The sequence below is a fragment of the Helicobacter pylori genome (assembly GCF_001653455.1).
Taxonomy (GTDB): Bacteria; Campylobacterota; Campylobacteria; order Campylobacterales; family Helicobacteraceae; genus Helicobacter; species Helicobacter pylori_A.
The window spans coordinates 1,040,151-1,053,588 of record NZ_CP011486.1; the positions used below are offsets into that span (position 1 = coordinate 1,040,151).

13 protein-coding genes and 3 tRNA genes are annotated in these 13,438 nt (G+C 39.4%); 10 read left to right on the forward strand and 6 right to left on the reverse strand.

The window, feature by feature from the left end; genetic code table 11:
- Nucleotides 1–22: 22 nt before the first annotated feature.
- Both AA977_RS04890 and pseC read left to right on the forward strand, forming a co-directional pair.
- Complete coding sequence (locus AA977_RS04890) at nucleotides 23–628, forward strand: hypothetical protein (RefSeq protein ID WP_064435204.1); 606 nt, start codon at nucleotides 23–25, stop codon at nucleotides 626–628.
- Nucleotides 625–1,755: a UDP-4-amino-4,6-dideoxy-N-acetyl-beta-L-altrosamine transaminase gene (gene pseC / locus AA977_RS04895; protein WP_064434801.1), complete on the forward strand. Its 1,131-nt coding sequence runs from the start codon at nucleotides 625–627 to the stop codon at nucleotides 1,753–1,755. The genes AA977_RS04890 and pseC overlap by 4 nt, the downstream gene beginning before the upstream one ends.
- A 26-nt stretch (nucleotides 1,756–1,781) precedes the next feature.
- On the opposite strand, the gene AA977_RS04900 is transcribed toward pseC, so the two are convergent.
- Nucleotides 1,782–1,866, reverse strand: a tRNA-Leu gene (locus tag AA977_RS04900).
- Nucleotides 1,867–2,056: 190 nt separating this feature from the next.
- On the opposite strand from AA977_RS04900, the gene AA977_RS04905 reads away from it, so the two are divergent.
- From AA977_RS04905 to truA, 4 genes are read left to right on the forward strand one after another with little or no spacing between them, the layout of a single operon-like run.
- Nucleotides 2,057–3,082 (forward strand): ribonucleotide-diphosphate reductase subunit beta, encoded by a 1,026-nt coding sequence (locus AA977_RS04905; protein WP_000453990.1) that lies wholly within the window; start codon nucleotides 2,057–2,059, stop codon nucleotides 3,080–3,082.
- Between the two features lie 9 nt (nucleotides 3,083–3,091).
- On the forward strand, nucleotides 3,092–3,721 hold the full coding sequence (gene pcm, locus AA977_RS04910) for a protein-L-isoaspartate O-methyltransferase (RefSeq protein WP_064434802.1): 630 nt from the start codon (nucleotides 3,092–3,094) through the stop codon (nucleotides 3,719–3,721).
- 19 nt (nucleotides 3,722–3,740) lie between these two features.
- Nucleotides 3,741–4,778: an LptF/LptG family permease gene (locus AA977_RS04915; protein ID WP_064435205.1), complete on the forward strand. Its 1,038-nt coding sequence runs from the start codon at nucleotides 3,741–3,743 to the stop codon at nucleotides 4,776–4,778.
- Nucleotide 4,779: 1 nt separating this feature from the next.
- Nucleotides 4,780–5,508: a tRNA pseudouridine(38-40) synthase TruA gene (gene truA, locus AA977_RS04920; RefSeq protein ID WP_064434803.1), complete on the forward strand. Its 729-nt coding sequence runs from the start codon at nucleotides 4,780–4,782 to the stop codon at nucleotides 5,506–5,508.
- On the opposite strand, the gene galE is transcribed toward truA, so the two are convergent.
- A complete protein-coding gene (gene galE, locus AA977_RS04925) occupies nucleotides 5,502–6,536 on the reverse strand; it encodes a UDP-glucose 4-epimerase GalE (RefSeq protein ID WP_064434804.1) in 1,035 nt (344 codons plus the stop codon). The two genes, truA and galE, sit on opposite strands and share 7 nt — an antisense overlap.
- A 116-nt stretch (nucleotides 6,537–6,652) precedes the next feature.
- Between galE and AA977_RS04930 the strand changes: the two genes are divergently transcribed.
- Both AA977_RS04930 and AA977_RS04935 read left to right on the forward strand, forming a co-directional pair.
- Nucleotides 6,653–6,729: transfer RNA gene (locus tag AA977_RS04930), tRNA-Ile, on the forward strand.
- Between the two features lie 16 nt (nucleotides 6,730–6,745).
- Nucleotides 6,746–6,821: transfer RNA gene (locus tag AA977_RS04935), tRNA-Ala, on the forward strand.
- A 110-nt stretch (nucleotides 6,822–6,931) separates the two neighbouring features.
- Here AA977_RS04935 and AA977_RS04940 read toward each other — a convergent pair.
- A complete protein-coding gene (locus tag AA977_RS04940) occupies nucleotides 6,932–7,288 on the reverse strand; it encodes a DUF3519 domain-containing protein (RefSeq protein WP_080472369.1) in 357 nt (118 codons plus the stop codon).
- Nucleotides 7,289–7,454: 166 nt separating this feature from the next.
- On the opposite strand from AA977_RS04940, the gene AA977_RS04945 reads away from it, so the two are divergent.
- Together AA977_RS04945 and AA977_RS04950 are read left to right on the forward strand one after the other, a co-directional pair.
- Nucleotides 7,455–8,990 (forward strand): hypothetical protein, encoded by a 1,536-nt coding sequence (locus AA977_RS04945; RefSeq protein WP_064434806.1) that lies wholly within the window; start codon nucleotides 7,455–7,457, stop codon nucleotides 8,988–8,990.
- A gap of 21 nt (nucleotides 8,991–9,011) precedes the next feature.
- Entirely contained in the window at nucleotides 9,012–9,764 is a 753-nt protein-coding gene (locus AA977_RS04950) for an SDR family oxidoreductase (RefSeq protein WP_064434807.1), read from the forward strand.
- 215 nt (nucleotides 9,765–9,979) lie between these two features.
- On the opposite strand, the gene hcpC is transcribed toward AA977_RS04950, so the two are convergent.
- The 3 genes from hcpC to edd all read right to left on the reverse strand — a co-directional run bounded on the left by hcpC (nucleotide 9,980) and on the right by edd (nucleotide 13,420).
- Nucleotides 9,980–10,852: a Sel1-like repeat protein HcpC gene (gene hcpC / locus AA977_RS04955; protein ID WP_064434808.1), complete on the reverse strand. Its 873-nt coding sequence runs from the start codon at nucleotides 10,850–10,852 to the stop codon at nucleotides 9,980–9,982.
- Nucleotides 10,853–10,943: 91 nt separating this feature from the next.
- The gene (locus AA977_RS04960; protein ID WP_064435206.1) at nucleotides 10,944–11,564 is read right to left on the reverse strand and encodes a bifunctional 4-hydroxy-2-oxoglutarate aldolase/2-dehydro-3-deoxy-phosphogluconate aldolase; all 621 of its coding nucleotides are present in this window, start codon (nucleotides 11,562–11,564) and stop codon (nucleotides 10,944–10,946) included.
- A gap of 29 nt (nucleotides 11,565–11,593) precedes the next feature.
- Nucleotides 11,594–13,420, reverse strand: a complete 1,827-nt coding sequence (gene edd, locus AA977_RS04965; RefSeq protein WP_064434809.1) for a phosphogluconate dehydratase — start codon at nucleotides 13,418–13,420, stop codon at nucleotides 11,594–11,596.
- Between the last annotated feature and the right edge of the window lie 18 nt (nucleotides 13,421–13,438).

Consider the following 13,438-nt stretch of genomic DNA (forward strand, 5'->3'; position numbering starts at 1 on the left):
ATCAAATGAAGTGGAGGATAGGATGCCTAAGATTTCAAATAATTATAACCCGTCTTTGATGATGAAAGATTACCATACCCAAAGGGTTAGTTCGCACACAAGAAAAGAAGAAAATAAGGAAATTCAAAACCTTTCAGAGAATGATGAAAAAATCAAATTAGCCAAACAAGCTAAGCAGGACAACCTAGCTATAGGGAATTTAGAAAGCCGTCTTAAAAGCTTAAAAAGCATGGATAAAGACGCTAAAGAACTGATGAGTATTTCTAAGGCTTACGCTCATAACAATGAAAAAGATCAAAACGATTTCAAGCATTTTAAAAATCGTTTGGATAAGGCGATTGATGCTTTCAATCAAAATTTAGGCAATGATGCGGCCAGCTTGAAACTCCCTAGCAATATTGATATTGACGACCCTAAGGCTTTGGAAAAATTTTCAAAATCGTTAGAAAGTGAGAAAGAAAACATCCAAAATTCTTTGCACCAGTGGAAAAAACAGCTCGCTGAAACCAACCACTTGAACAAGGAATACAACACCCTAGACAGGACAAGATTGAACGCTCAAAAATTCCAAGATGTCCATGACACAAGCAAGATCACGCCATCTCGCTTGCAAGATTTGCTCGCTTGAAACCATTTGCTTATAGCGAGCCTTGTTTAGATGAAGAAGATAAAAAGGCTGTTTTAGAAGTTCTAAATTCTAAGCAGCTCACGCAAGGCAAGTATTCTCTTTTATTTGAAGAGGCTTTGTGCGAGTTTTTGGGCGTTAGGCATGCGTTAGCGTTTAATAGCGCGACTTCAGCCCTTTTAGCTCTTTATAGGAATTTTAGCGATTTTAGTGCTGACTATAATGAAATAATCACCACCCCTATAAGCTTTGTAGCGACGGCGAACATGCTTTTAGAGAGCGGTTATACACCTATATTTGCTGGAGTCAAAAACGATGGCAATATAGATGAAATGGCTTTAGAAAAGCTTATCACTAAAAAAACTAAAGCCATTGTGAGCGTGGATTATGCCGGTAAAAGCGTGGAAGTAGAAAGCATTCAAAAACTTTGCAAAAAGCATTCTTTGAGTTTCCTTTCTGACAGCTCGCATGCTTTAGGGAGCGAGTATTGCAATAAAAAAGTAGGGAATTTTGCGTTAGCGAGCGTGTTTAGTTTCCATGCCATTAAGCCTATCACCACGGCTGAAGGGGGAGCGGTCGTTACTAACGATAGCGAATTATATGAAAAAATGAAATTGTTTCGCTCTCATGGCATGCTTAAAAAAGATTTTTTTGAAGGCGAAGTCAAGAGCGTGGGGTATAATTTCCGTTTGAATGAAATCCAGAGCGCTTTGGGTTTGAGCCAGCTTAAAAAAGCCTCTCTTTTGATGCAAAAAAGAGAAGAAATCGCTCTAGTTTATGACAGGATTTTTAAAGACAACCCTTATTTCACCCCCTTGCACCTTTCTTTAAAACATAAAAGCTCCAACCACCTTTATCCTATTTTAATCCATCAAAAATTTTTTACCAATAAAAGAGCCATTTTAGAACATTTGCACAAGCTTGGTATTTTAGCCCAAGTGCATTACAAGCCCATTTATCAATACCAGTTATACCAACAGCTTTTTAACACCGCTCCTTTAAAAAGTGCAGAGGATTTTTATGGCGCTGAAATTTCCTTGCCTTGCCATGCGAATTTAAATTTAGAGAACGCAAAAAACATCGCTCATGGCGTTTTAAAGACATTTGAGGGTTTTAATAAACCAGATTAAATAAGCAATAAAACAGCAGATAATAATGGTGCGGAAGAAAGGAATCGAACCTTCATGCCTTGCGGCGCTAGATCCTAAGTCTAGTGCGTCTACCAATTTCGCCACTTCCGCGCAACCATTACATGCAAGAACAGACAATAAAGAAGCGATATTCTAGTCTTTTAATCCTTTAAAAATACTGAAAAAATTGGAGTTTTTTAAAATTTGGAGTTTTTGCCGGCTTTAGGGAGTTTTAAATTCTTTTAAGGTATTCTAACGAGACTATATCATTAGATAGTTTTAAGGAAAATTAAGGAACCAAATGGAAGTTTCACGCAAGAAAATTTACAACCCCGATTCTACAGAAAGTGTGAATGAAAGAAAGATTTTTGGGGGCAATCCTACAAGCATGTTTGATTTGAACAAGATCAAATATCAATGGGCGGATCATTTATGGAAAACGATGCTCGCTAACACTTGGTTTGCTGAAGAAGTGAGCATGAATGATGATAAAAGGGATTATTTAAAATTAAGCGCAGAAGAAAAGATCGGCTATGACAGAGCTTTAGCGCAACTCATCTTTATGGATAGCTTGCAAACCAATAATTTAATTGACAATGTCAATCCCTTTATCACCAGTCCCGAAATCAATTTGTGTTTGGTGCGTCAAGCTTATGAAGAAGCCTTGCACAGCCATGCGTATGCGGTGATGGTAGAAAGCATAAGCGCTAATACCGAAGAGATTTATGACATGTGGCGTAATGACATGCAATTAAAAAGCAAGAACGATTATATCGCGCAGGTGTATATGGAATTAGCCAAAAACCCCACAGAAAAAAACATCCTCAAAGCGCTTTTTGCAAATCAAATTTTAGAGGGGATTTATTTTTATAGCGGGTTTAGCTATTTTTACACTTTAGCTAGGAGCGGTAAAATGCTCGGATCGGCGCAAATGATTCGTTTTATCCAAAGAGATGAGGTAACGCACTTGATTTTATTCCAAAACATGATCAACGCTTTAAGGAATGAAAGAGCGGATTTATTCACGCCGCAATTGATTGATGAAGTCATAGAAATGTTTAAAAAAGCGGTAGAAATTGAAGCCTCATGGGGGGATTATATCACGCAAGGCAAGATTTTAGGGCTTACTTCAAGCTTGATTGAGCAATACATCCAGTTTTTAGCGGATAGCCGTTTGAGTAAGGTGGGTATCGCTAAAATTTATGGCGTCCAACACCCCATTAAATGGGTAGAGAGCTTTTCAAGTTTCAATGAGCAACGATCCAATTTCTTTGAAGCTAGGGTGAGCAATTACGCTAAAGGGAGCGTGAGTTTTGATGATTTTTAAGGGGTTTGTTTGAATAGTATCAAAAACCATTTGATGTGCGAAGAAATCAATAAGCGTTTTCATTTGCACCCCAAAGTGAGAGAGGCCATGGAGAACATTGAAAGAGAGGTTTTTGTGCCAGCCCCTTTCAAGCATTTTGCCTACACTTTGAACGCCCTTTCCATGCAAGCGCAACAATACATTTCTTCGCCCCTAACCGTGGCCAAAATGACGCAATATTTAGAAATTGATCATGTGGATAGCGTGCTAGAAATTGGCTGCGGGAGCGGCTATCAAGCGGCGGTGCTTTCTCAAATCTTTAGGCGCGTTTTTAGCGTTGAAAGGATTGAAAGCCTATATATAGAAGCGCGTTCGCGCCTTAAAGCGTTAGGTTTAGATAATGTTCATGTCAAATTTGCTGACGGGAACAAGGGCTGGGAGCAATACGCCCCCTATGATAGGATTTTATTCTCTGCTTGCGCTAAAAATATCCCGCAAGCGCTTGTTGATCAGCTTGAAGAAGGCGGGATTTTAGTTGCGCCCATTCAAGAAAATAACGAGCAAGTGATCAAACGCTTTGTGAAGCAAAATAACGCCTTGCGCATCCAAAAAGTGCTAGAAAAATGCTCATTTGTGCCTGTTGTAGATGGGGTGCAATAAAGAGTGGGAAAAGATTAAAATGGTTAAGCACTATCTTTTCATGGCGGTTTCGCAAGTCTTTTTTTCTTTCTTTTTAGTGCTGTTTTTCATCTCTTCTATCGTGCTTTTAATCAGTATTGCAAGCGTAACGCTCGTGATTAAAGTGAGCTTTTTGGATTTAGTGCAACTCTTTTTGTATTCTTTGCCAGGAACGATTTTTTTTATTTTGCCGATCACTTTTTTTGCGGCTTGCGCTTTGGGGCTTTCAAGGCTTAGCTATGATCATGAACTATTAGTCTTTTTTTCTTTAGGGGTTTCGCCTAAAAAAATGGCTAAAGCGTTTGTGCCATTGAGTATTTTGGTGAGCGCGATTTTATTGGTATTTTCGCTCATTTTAATCCCCACTTCCAAGAGCGCTTATTACGGGTTTTTGCGTCAAAAAAAAGACAAGATTGATATTAACATAAGAGCCGGTGAATTTGGGCAAAAATTAGGCGATTGGCTCGTGTATGTGGATAAAGCTGAAAACAATTCTTATGATAACTTAGTGCTTTTTTCCAATAAAAGCCTCTCTCAAGAAAGCTTTATTCTGGCTCAAAAAGGCAACATCAACAATAAAAACGGCGTGTTTGAATTGAATTTATACAGCGGCCATGCGTATTTCACTCAAGGCGATAAAATGCGTAAAATTGATTTTGAAGAATTGCATTTGCGCAACAAGCTCAAATCTTTCAATTCTAATGATGCGGCTTATTTGCAAGGCACGGATTATTTAGGCTATTGGGAAAAAGCCTTTGGCAAAAATGCTAATAAAAATCAAAAACGCCGTTTTTCTCAAGCGATTTTGGTTTCCTTATTCCCTTTAGCGAGCGTGTTTTTAATCCCTTTATTTGGTATCGCTAACCCACGATTCAAAACGAATTGGAGTTATTTCTATGTCCTTGGGGCGGTTGGGATTTATTTTTTAATGGTGCATGTGATTTCTACGGATTTGTTTTTGATGACCTTTTTCTTCCCTTTTATTTGGGCGTTTGCCTCTTATTTATTGTTTAGAAAATTCATTTTAAAGCGTTATTAAAATGCGTTGTTTTAAGGCTACTATCGCTTATGATGGGGCGTATTTTTCAGGCTATGCCAAACAGCCTAACAAACTCGGCGTGCAAGATAAAATTGAAAGCGCTCTCAATTTGCTAGGGATTAAAAGTGCAGTGGTTGCGGCCGGGTGCACGGATAAAGGCGTGCATGCGAACAATCAAGTGCTGTCTTTTCACGCTCCAAAACACTGGAATGCTGATAGGTTATTCTCTTATCTAGCCCCTAAACTCGCCCCGCATATTGTCTTAAAAAAATTAGAAGAAAAAAATTTCCATGCTCGTTTTGACGCTCAAAAAAGAGCGTATCGCTACCTTTTGACTAAAAGTTTAAAAACGCCTTTTTTAGCGCCTTATATCGCTTGCGAGGATTTTGGATCATTAGATTTGTTAAACACCGCTTTAAAGCAATTTATAGGCAAGCATGATTTTTCCATGTTTAAAAAAGAAGGTGGGGCGGCAACTAATCCTAAACGCACTATTTTTAACGCTTTTGCTTATAAAGCTTCTATCATGGGGCATGAGTGCGTGGTGTTTAACATCGTTGGCGATGCATTTTTACGCTCTAGCGTGCGCTTGATCATTCAAGCATGCGTTCAATATTCACTAGAAAAAATCACGCTCGCTGCAATTGAAATGCAAATCCATAACATTCAAGCCACCATAAGAACGCCCATAATGGCTAATGGCTTGTATTTGCACAGGGTGTATTATTGAAATTTTAAAAGGTGTTCTTCCCAAGATAGAGCGCTTTTGATGATGGTGTCTAGGTTGTTATAAAGGGGTTTGAAAGGGGTGTTTTGCAAGATTTTAGCGTTATTGGCAATAAGGCTTGCTGGATCGCCCTGTCGTTTGTCTAAAATTTCCACTAAAAAATCGTTGTTTGAGATCTCTTTAACCTTGTTAATCACTTCTTTCACGCTATGGCCTTGATTGTAGCCGACATTATAAATTTCGCTCTTATTTTGTTCTAAAAGGGTTTGATAGCTCGCTAAATGCGCGTTAGCCAAATCATCTACATGGATATAATCCCTAATGCATGTGCCATCCCTTGTGGGGTAATCGGTGCCAAAAATCCCCATTTTTTTCCTTTTCCCCACCGCGCATTCGCATGCAATTTTGATCAAATGCGTGGCGTTTAGGGTGCGCTGACCCAAAGTGTAGGGCGTGGTATAATCATTGTGCATGCATGCCCCAGCCACATTGAAATAGCGCAAAATAACGCAGTTAAAATCCGCCACTTTAGAAGCGTCTAATAAAATCCTTTCACTCATCATTTTAGACGCTCCATAAGGATTAATAGGGTTTAGGGGGCTTTCTTCATTCAGGCTTGAATCAGACTCGCCATAAACCACGGCTGTGGAAGAAAAAATAAAACGCTTGATGTGGTGTTTCAAGCAAAGTTTGACAAGCTCTAAAGTGTTGAGCGTGTTGTTGGTGTAGTATTCTAACGGCAAGCGCGTTGATTCTTCTACAGAGATTTTAGCCCCAAAGTGCAAGATAGCATTAATAGGGTCTTTTAGTTGTTGCTTATCCAAAAATGCGTCTAATTTTTGCGTTTCATTCAAATTCGCTTGAATAAACATGACCCTATTAGGGTAGTAATGCTCTAGTGTTTTGACATGCGCTAAAAAACCGGTGCTTAAATCATCTACAATAACGATGTTTTCTGTGGTATTTTCTAAAAACGCCCTTGCGGTATGCGAGCCTATGTATCCGCATGCCCCTGTGAATAATAACGCCATAAAACCCCTTTAAAATGAAAAAATAACTAGTATTATAACATTTTAATCTCATTTATTTTTTAAGGATTTTTTAAGGAAGTTTAATCTATAATTTTGTCTTTAGTTTTGATTATTAAGGGCTTATAGCTCAGGTGGTTAGAGCGCACCCCTGATAAGGGTGAGGTCGGAGGTTCAACTCCTCCTAAGCCCACCATTCTTTCACAATCTGTGGGGAATTAGCTCAGCTGGGAGAGCGCCTGCTTTGCACGCAGGAGGTCAGCGGTTCGATCCCGCTATTCTCCACCATGTTTTCTCCTTGAATTTTTTGGTGTGACTCTTTTTATCAATCATGTTTAATCATGTTTGATTGAAAAATTCTTAAGCGATCCGATCCCCTTGTTCCACACTATAATCTTTTAAATTAATTCAAAGATTAAATTGAGTTTTTTGCTTTCTTGCTCTTTAGCTTTTAAAAATTCTTGTTCGCTCGCTAACCTTTCGCTTTCTAACTTAAGAAGCTTTTCAGCGTTCGCTTGCTCTAGGGGGGATAAAAGCTCTTGCGTTTTAAGCGCGTTTGTGGTAGGATTAGGTCCTACGGAGTTTAAAGAATGAATGTCCTTTTCTTTTGTGATTGCTTGCGGAGTAGAAAAAATCGTTGGCTTCTCTGTTGTATTCTTTAATTCATAGCCACTTACTACCCAGTGATTACCTAACTTTTCATTTTCCCACTCGTTATGTAACCCTACTCTCTTATTGCCATAATCCACAAACACGCACCCTAAATGATCCGTTCCTCTCTTGTAATAACTTCTCTAACGCTTCCTTAGGCTTTAGGGCAAACTCGGGGTAATCAAGTCTTAGAATGCATCAAAAAACATTAGAAACCCTTACAAAACAAGCTAATATATTCTATTCAATTCACTTCAAGGACAAACCAACATGAAAAAACTCCTTTCTACCCTACTCGCGCTTTTTTCAATCATTTTTTTAGCGGCCTATCTCATTCTTTTTACAGAATGGGGGAATAAAATCATCGCTTCATACATAGAGAAAAAAATCAACCCGAACGAGCGCTACTTGAGCGTTAAAGCTTTCACCTTAAGATTCAACTCTTTAGATTTTAAAGCCCAAGCCAACGATAATTCTACGATCATTCTTAAGGGGAATTTCTCGCTTTTAAAGCAAAGCGTGGATTTGAATTACCATATAGACATTAAGGATTTACGCTCTTTTAAGGACTTGATGCGCTATTCTTTAAGGGGGGCTATCGCTACTTCTGGGAGCATTAAGGGGCATAGAAAAGCCCTTGTGATTCAAGGCGTCTCTCATGTGGCTCAATCTAACACTTCCTACAACGCCCTTTTAAATGATTTCAAACTCTCTCGCTTGAATTTGAACGCACAAGACGCCAATTTAAAAGATTTGCTTTATTTATTCAACCGCCCCGCTTATGCGAACGCAAAAGTGTCCTTGCAAGCGGATTTCAACTCTCTAAAGCCTTTAGAAGGGCATTTAGCGCTAACAACCAATAACGCTTTAATCAATAACGCCCTAATCAATCAAATTTTTGATTTAAACCTTAAAGACACGCTTGTTTTCAACCTCTCGCATTCAAGCGATTTTAAAGGCCAACAAGCCATCAGCGACACCACCATCACTAGCCCTTTAGTTAATTTCAAAGCCCTAAAAAGCGAATATTCTTTTCCCACTTTAAAACTCAACGCCCCCTACACTTTAGAAATCCCTAATCTAGCCAAGCTCCAAAACATTACCAACCACCCCTTAAAAGGGAGTTTGACTTTAAAGGGCGATATAGAGCAAAGCCCTAAACTTTTAAAAGTCAGCGGCCATTCAAATTTACTAGACGGCGCACTGGATTTCACGCTTTTAAATAAAGATTTGAAAGCTCGTTTTTCCAATATTTCCACCTTAAAAGCCTTAGATTTACTCCAATATCCTAAGTTTTTCCAATCCAGTGCAGACGCTAACTTAGATTATGACCTTATCACCAAGCAAGGCGTATTGAAAGCCCACTTAAAAAATGCAAAATTCCTCAAAAATGCATTCAGCGATTTCCTCTATTCCATTTCCAAATTTGATATTACTAAAGAAATCTATAACGATGTCAGCCTGACAAGCCAAATCAATCAGCAACGCCTGCTCTCTGATTTGAACTTAAAAAGCCCTTCAACCCAATTAAAAATCCATAATGGTTTGTTGGATTTAAACACCAAGCGCATGGACATGCTCATGGATGTAGAAATTGCTAAATTTATTTTTAAAATGAAGCTTCAAGGCAACATACACCAGCCTAAATTTTCCCTCATTTTGAATGAAAAAGCTATCCAACAAAACCTGCAACAAGGCTTGAAAGAAATCTTAAAAAACGACACCCTTAAAAAAGGTTTAGACCATTTGCTTAAAGACGATAAGCTCAAAGAAAAGCTTGAAAAAGGGCTTAAGGGGCTTTTTTAAACTTGTTTTTAAGGAATGGCTATGGCGCACATTTTAGTTAGCGGGGCGACTTCAGGGTTTGGACTAGAAATCGCTAAGGCGTTTTTACAAAAAAACCATGTGGTTTTTGGCACAGGGAGGCGGCAAAAGAATTTGCAAGAATTACAGCTTGCTTACCCTAAGCGTTTCATTCCCCTGTGTTTTGATCTTAAAAACAAGCTTGAAACTAAGCAAGCGGTAGAGACTATTTTTTCCATGACGGATCGTATTGACGCTTTAATCAATAACGCCGGTTTGGCTCTAGGCTTAAACAAGGCTTATGAATGCGAGTGGGGCGATTGGGAGATCATGATAGACACGAATATCAGGGGGTTATTATACCTCACTCGTTTGATCTTGCCCTCTATGATAGAGCATAACCGAGGGACTATCATCAACCTTGGCTCTATCGCTGGCACTTACGCCTATCCTGGAGGGAATGTTTATGGAGCGAGCAAGGCGTTTGTGAAACAATTTTCTTTAAATTTGCGAGCGGATTTGGCTGGCACTAACATTAGAGTGAGCAATGTTGAGCCTGGTTTGTGTGGCGAAACAGAATTCAGTATGGTGCGTTTTAAGGGCGATAAAATCAAAGCCCAATCCGTTTATGAAAACACCACTTACCTTAAACCACAAGATATTGCTAACATCGTGCTATGGATTTATGAACAACCCTTGCATGTCAATATCAACCGCATAGAAATCATGCCCACAAGCCAAACTTTCGCCCCCCTATTCACCCATAAAAACTCTTAAAGGGTTTTTAAAAATAAGGGCTTTTTGTTTTTTATTAAACATCGATCCTAAAATCTAAAAAATGCTAAAAAGCGTTTTTAACAAACAATAAAAGAGCTTGAAGAATAAGCGATCATCTCTTTAAGTTTTATTTTAGAATGAAACCTAAAACAATAAAATAACAAGAAAAATTAAAGCCAATCAAACGAAAGCCGTTCAATCAAGCTTTCTTCAAACTAAACTTTGATTTTGAGCTGTTTGAGAATATCGCATGCCCCTTTAGCGCCCAATTTACAACCCTTTTTAAAGTTTTCTATGGCTTGCTTTTCATTCCTTGCTGCGCCTTCGCCATTGTATTGCATCGCCCCTAAATTAAAACACCCTCCGCCATTTTCCAACTCGCATGCCTTAGAATAACGAGCGAGAGCCTCTTTAAAATTCTTCGCCACGCCATCGCCATGATGATACATATTCCCTGCGTTAAAGCACCCTGGGCTGTCTTTTAAATCGCAAGCCTTATTATACGAAGCGAGCGCTTTTTTCAAATCTTTAGGTGCGCCTCTGCCTGCATCATACAGACTTCCTAATATCGTGCAACCATCGCCATCGTTTAAATCGCACGCTTTCGTGAAATACTCCACCGATTTTGTAAAATCCCTAGTAACCACTTTACCATCATGATAAATCCCCCCTAAACTCGCGCACCCTTCAGCGTATTTCAAATCGCACGCTTTAGAGTAGTATTGCAAGGCTTTATTGGTATTTTGGGATACGCCTTGCCCGCTATAATACAAATTGCCTAGCAAATGGCACCCATTGCTGTAATTTAAATCGCAAGCTTTCGTGTAAAATGAAGCGGCTTTTTTCAAGTTTTTTTCCACCCCCTGCCCTTGATAATAAAGCACCCCTAAATTAAAACACCCGCTACTTTCTTTCAAATCGCAAGCTTTTTCAAAATATTTCTTGGCTTGAGAAAAATCTTGCTCCTTATAACTCTTTGCCCCCAAACCCACAAGCTCTTTAGGATCTTGCTCTGCCATCAAGCCCCCTAAACACAACGCGCCCAAACACAAAACTCCAAAAAAGGCTTTTTTGACATTTCCTAACATAAAGTATCTCCTTATTAAAAATTTTATTATAGTATTATTAAGCAAATACAAAATGCCATGATCTCTTTGTTGTCTTATTGTTATCTTAAACCTAAGCTAGCACTCGTTTGCAAATTTCTACGATTTTATCCCATTCTTTATTTTGCACTAAATTTTTAGGGGTAAGCCAGCTCCCTCCCACGCACAAAACATTTTCTAATTTCAAATAAACATGCATGTTATCCACGCTAATGCCCCCGGTGGGGCAAAATTTCACCCCTTTAAAAGGGCCATTAAAAGCGTTTAAAAGTTTAGCGCCTCCGCAATATTCTGCTGGGAAAAATTTTAAAGCGTTATAGCCCAACTCTAAAGCTTGCATGACTTCACTGCTGCTAGAAACCCCGGGTATTAAGGGCATGTCTTTTTTCTTTGCATATTCTAAAAGGCTAGGCGTAAGGCCCGGGCTAATCAAAAACTCAGCCCCCCTGTTTTGAGCTTGCTCTAATTGATTGGAGTTTAAAATCGTACCAGCACCCACGCGCATTTTTGGCACATTTTTAGCGATAAGCTCTATGGCTTCTAAAGCGCAGTTTGAACGAAGAGTTACCTCTATGATTGGAATACCCCCCTCTACTAGGCTTTGCGCTAAAGGCACAGCGTCTTTTAAATCTTCAACCACCACCACAGGGACAATGGGGCTAATTTGTAAAACCTCTAGGACTTTATCTTGTATTTTATTTTGCATTTTTTTCCTTTATCTTTTTATATTTTTATGCCAAAACTCATGGCACCCTCTTCAGCGGTATTGGCATTCAACCTTAAACTCGTGAATAATTCCCTACCCAGCCCAAAACTCGGCTTTTCTAAATCTTTTAAGATTTCTAAAAACAAGGGGTTGATTTCCCTATTTTCAAAATCCTTTTCAAGCACATTTAAAGCGTTATTAGGAGCGTCTAATTCTATCAAATCGCCGTCTTTAATCTTAATGATCGCCCCATTCAACGCCCCCTCAGGGCTTAAATGGATCGCGCTAGGCACTTTCCCGCTCGCCCCGCTCATGCGCCCATCTGTAACGAGTGCAACCTTATAACCCATATCTTGCAAAGCCCCTAAATTCGTGGTGAGTTTGTGCAATTCAGGCATGCCATTAGACTTAGGCCCTTGGAAAGGTAAAACCGCCACAAAATCCCTTTCTAATTCTTTATTTTTAAAGCGCTCTAAAAATTCGCTTTGGGTTTTAAAAACAATCGCTCTAGCCTTAACTTTCCTGTGCTCATCTTTAATGGCTGAGATTTTAATCACCGCTCGCCCCAAATTACCCTTTAAGATTTTAAGCCCCCCATTAGCGGCAAAAGGCTCGCTCACGGGCCGTAGAATATCAGTATTCAGGCTATGATTGACAGCGTCTTTATATACCAATTGGTTGTTTTCTAAAAAGGGGGTTTTGGTGTAATTTTGCATGCCTTTTTGCGTTTCGGTATCCATGATCGTATGAGTGTCTTCAAATAAAAGCCCCTCTTTTAACAATTCCTTGATCACAAACGCTAACCCCCCACACGCTTCAAAAGCGTTCACATCAGCCGATCCGTTAGGATAGACTTTAGCTAAAAGGGGTATGAGGTTAGAAATTGCGTCAAAATCATCCCAATTGAGAATGACCCCACAAGATCTAGCGATAGCGATCAAATGCAAAGTATGATTAGTAGAACCCCCTGTTGCCATCAAGCCTATAAGCGCATTAAGAATGCTTTTTTCATCAATGAGTTTGGCTAAAGGCAAAACTTTCCCGCTCGCTAATCTTTTGGCACTCTCTTCTACTAAAACCTTTCGTAAGGGGTTGTTAGGGTTGATAAAACTAGAATTAGCCACATGCAATCCCATAAATTCCATCATCATTTGATTGGAATTAGCCGTGCCATAAAAAGTGCAAGTCCCCACATCATGATAGCTTTGCATTTCCACTTTTAAAAGCTCTTCTCTGTTGATTTTTCCCATTGCAAAATCTTGGCGCGCTTTGGCTTTTTTAAAGTTTTCTATCCCGCTCACCATAGGCCCGCTTGGCACAAACACGCTCGCTAAATTCCCAAAGCTTAACGCTCCTATGAGTAAGCCCGGCACAATTTTATCGCACACGCCTAAAAAAAACGCCCCATCAAAAACATTATGACTTAACCCTACGGCGGTGCTTAATGCGATCACATCTCTACTAAACAGGCTCAATTCCATGCCCTCATAACCTTGCGTGATACCATCACACATCGCTGGCACCCCGCTAGCGACGCTCGCATAGGCGTTATGCTCTTGCAACTCCTTTTTAATCCAGTCAGGGTAATTTTTAAAAGGCTGGTGGGCTGAAAGCATGTCATTATAAGCGGTGATAATGGCAAAATGCTTTCTTTTATGCGAACCTAAAGGCATTTTTAAATGCTCTGGCATGCTCGCAGTAACATGCGCGATATTCGCGCAACCCAAACTCTCAATCTTGGGCTGGTTTTTAGGGTTAAAGATATTTTCTAAATAAAGCTCTCTGGTTTTTTTGCTACGCTCTGTAATTTTTTCTTTGATTTGTTCTAAAGAATGCTTAGGCATGCACACTCCTTTTTAATT

Bases quoted from the DNA above. Each gene is read 5' to 3' on its own strand.
- truA (WP_064434803.1), top strand. From the start codon at position 4,780: ATGCGTTGTTTTAAGGCTACTATCGCTTATGATGGGGCGTATTTTTCA.
- AA977_RS04905 (WP_000453990.1), top strand. From the start codon at position 2,057: ATGGAAGTTTCACGCAAGAAAATTTACAACCCCGATTCTACAGAAAGT.
- AA977_RS04945 (WP_064434806.1), top strand. From the start codon at position 7,455: ATGAAAAAACTCCTTTCTACCCTACTCGCGCTTTTTTCAATCATTTTT.
- AA977_RS04915 (WP_064435205.1), top strand. From the start codon at position 3,741: ATGGTTAAGCACTATCTTTTCATGGCGGTTTCGCAAGTCTTTTTTTCT.
- galE (WP_064434804.1), bottom strand. From the start codon at position 6,536: ATGGCGTTATTATTCACAGGGGCATGCGGATACATAGGCTCGCATACC.
- AA977_RS04890 (WP_064435204.1), top strand. From the start codon at position 23: ATGCCTAAGATTTCAAATAATTATAACCCGTCTTTGATGATGAAAGAT.
- edd (WP_064434809.1), bottom strand. From the start codon at position 13,420: ATGCCTAAGCATTCTTTAGAACAAATCAAAGAAAAAATTACAGAGCGT.
- hcpC (WP_064434808.1), bottom strand. From the start codon at position 10,852: ATGTTAGGAAATGTCAAAAAAGCCTTTTTTGGAGTTTTGTGTTTGGGC.
- AA977_RS04950 (WP_064434807.1), top strand. From the start codon at position 9,012: ATGGCGCACATTTTAGTTAGCGGGGCGACTTCAGGGTTTGGACTAGAA.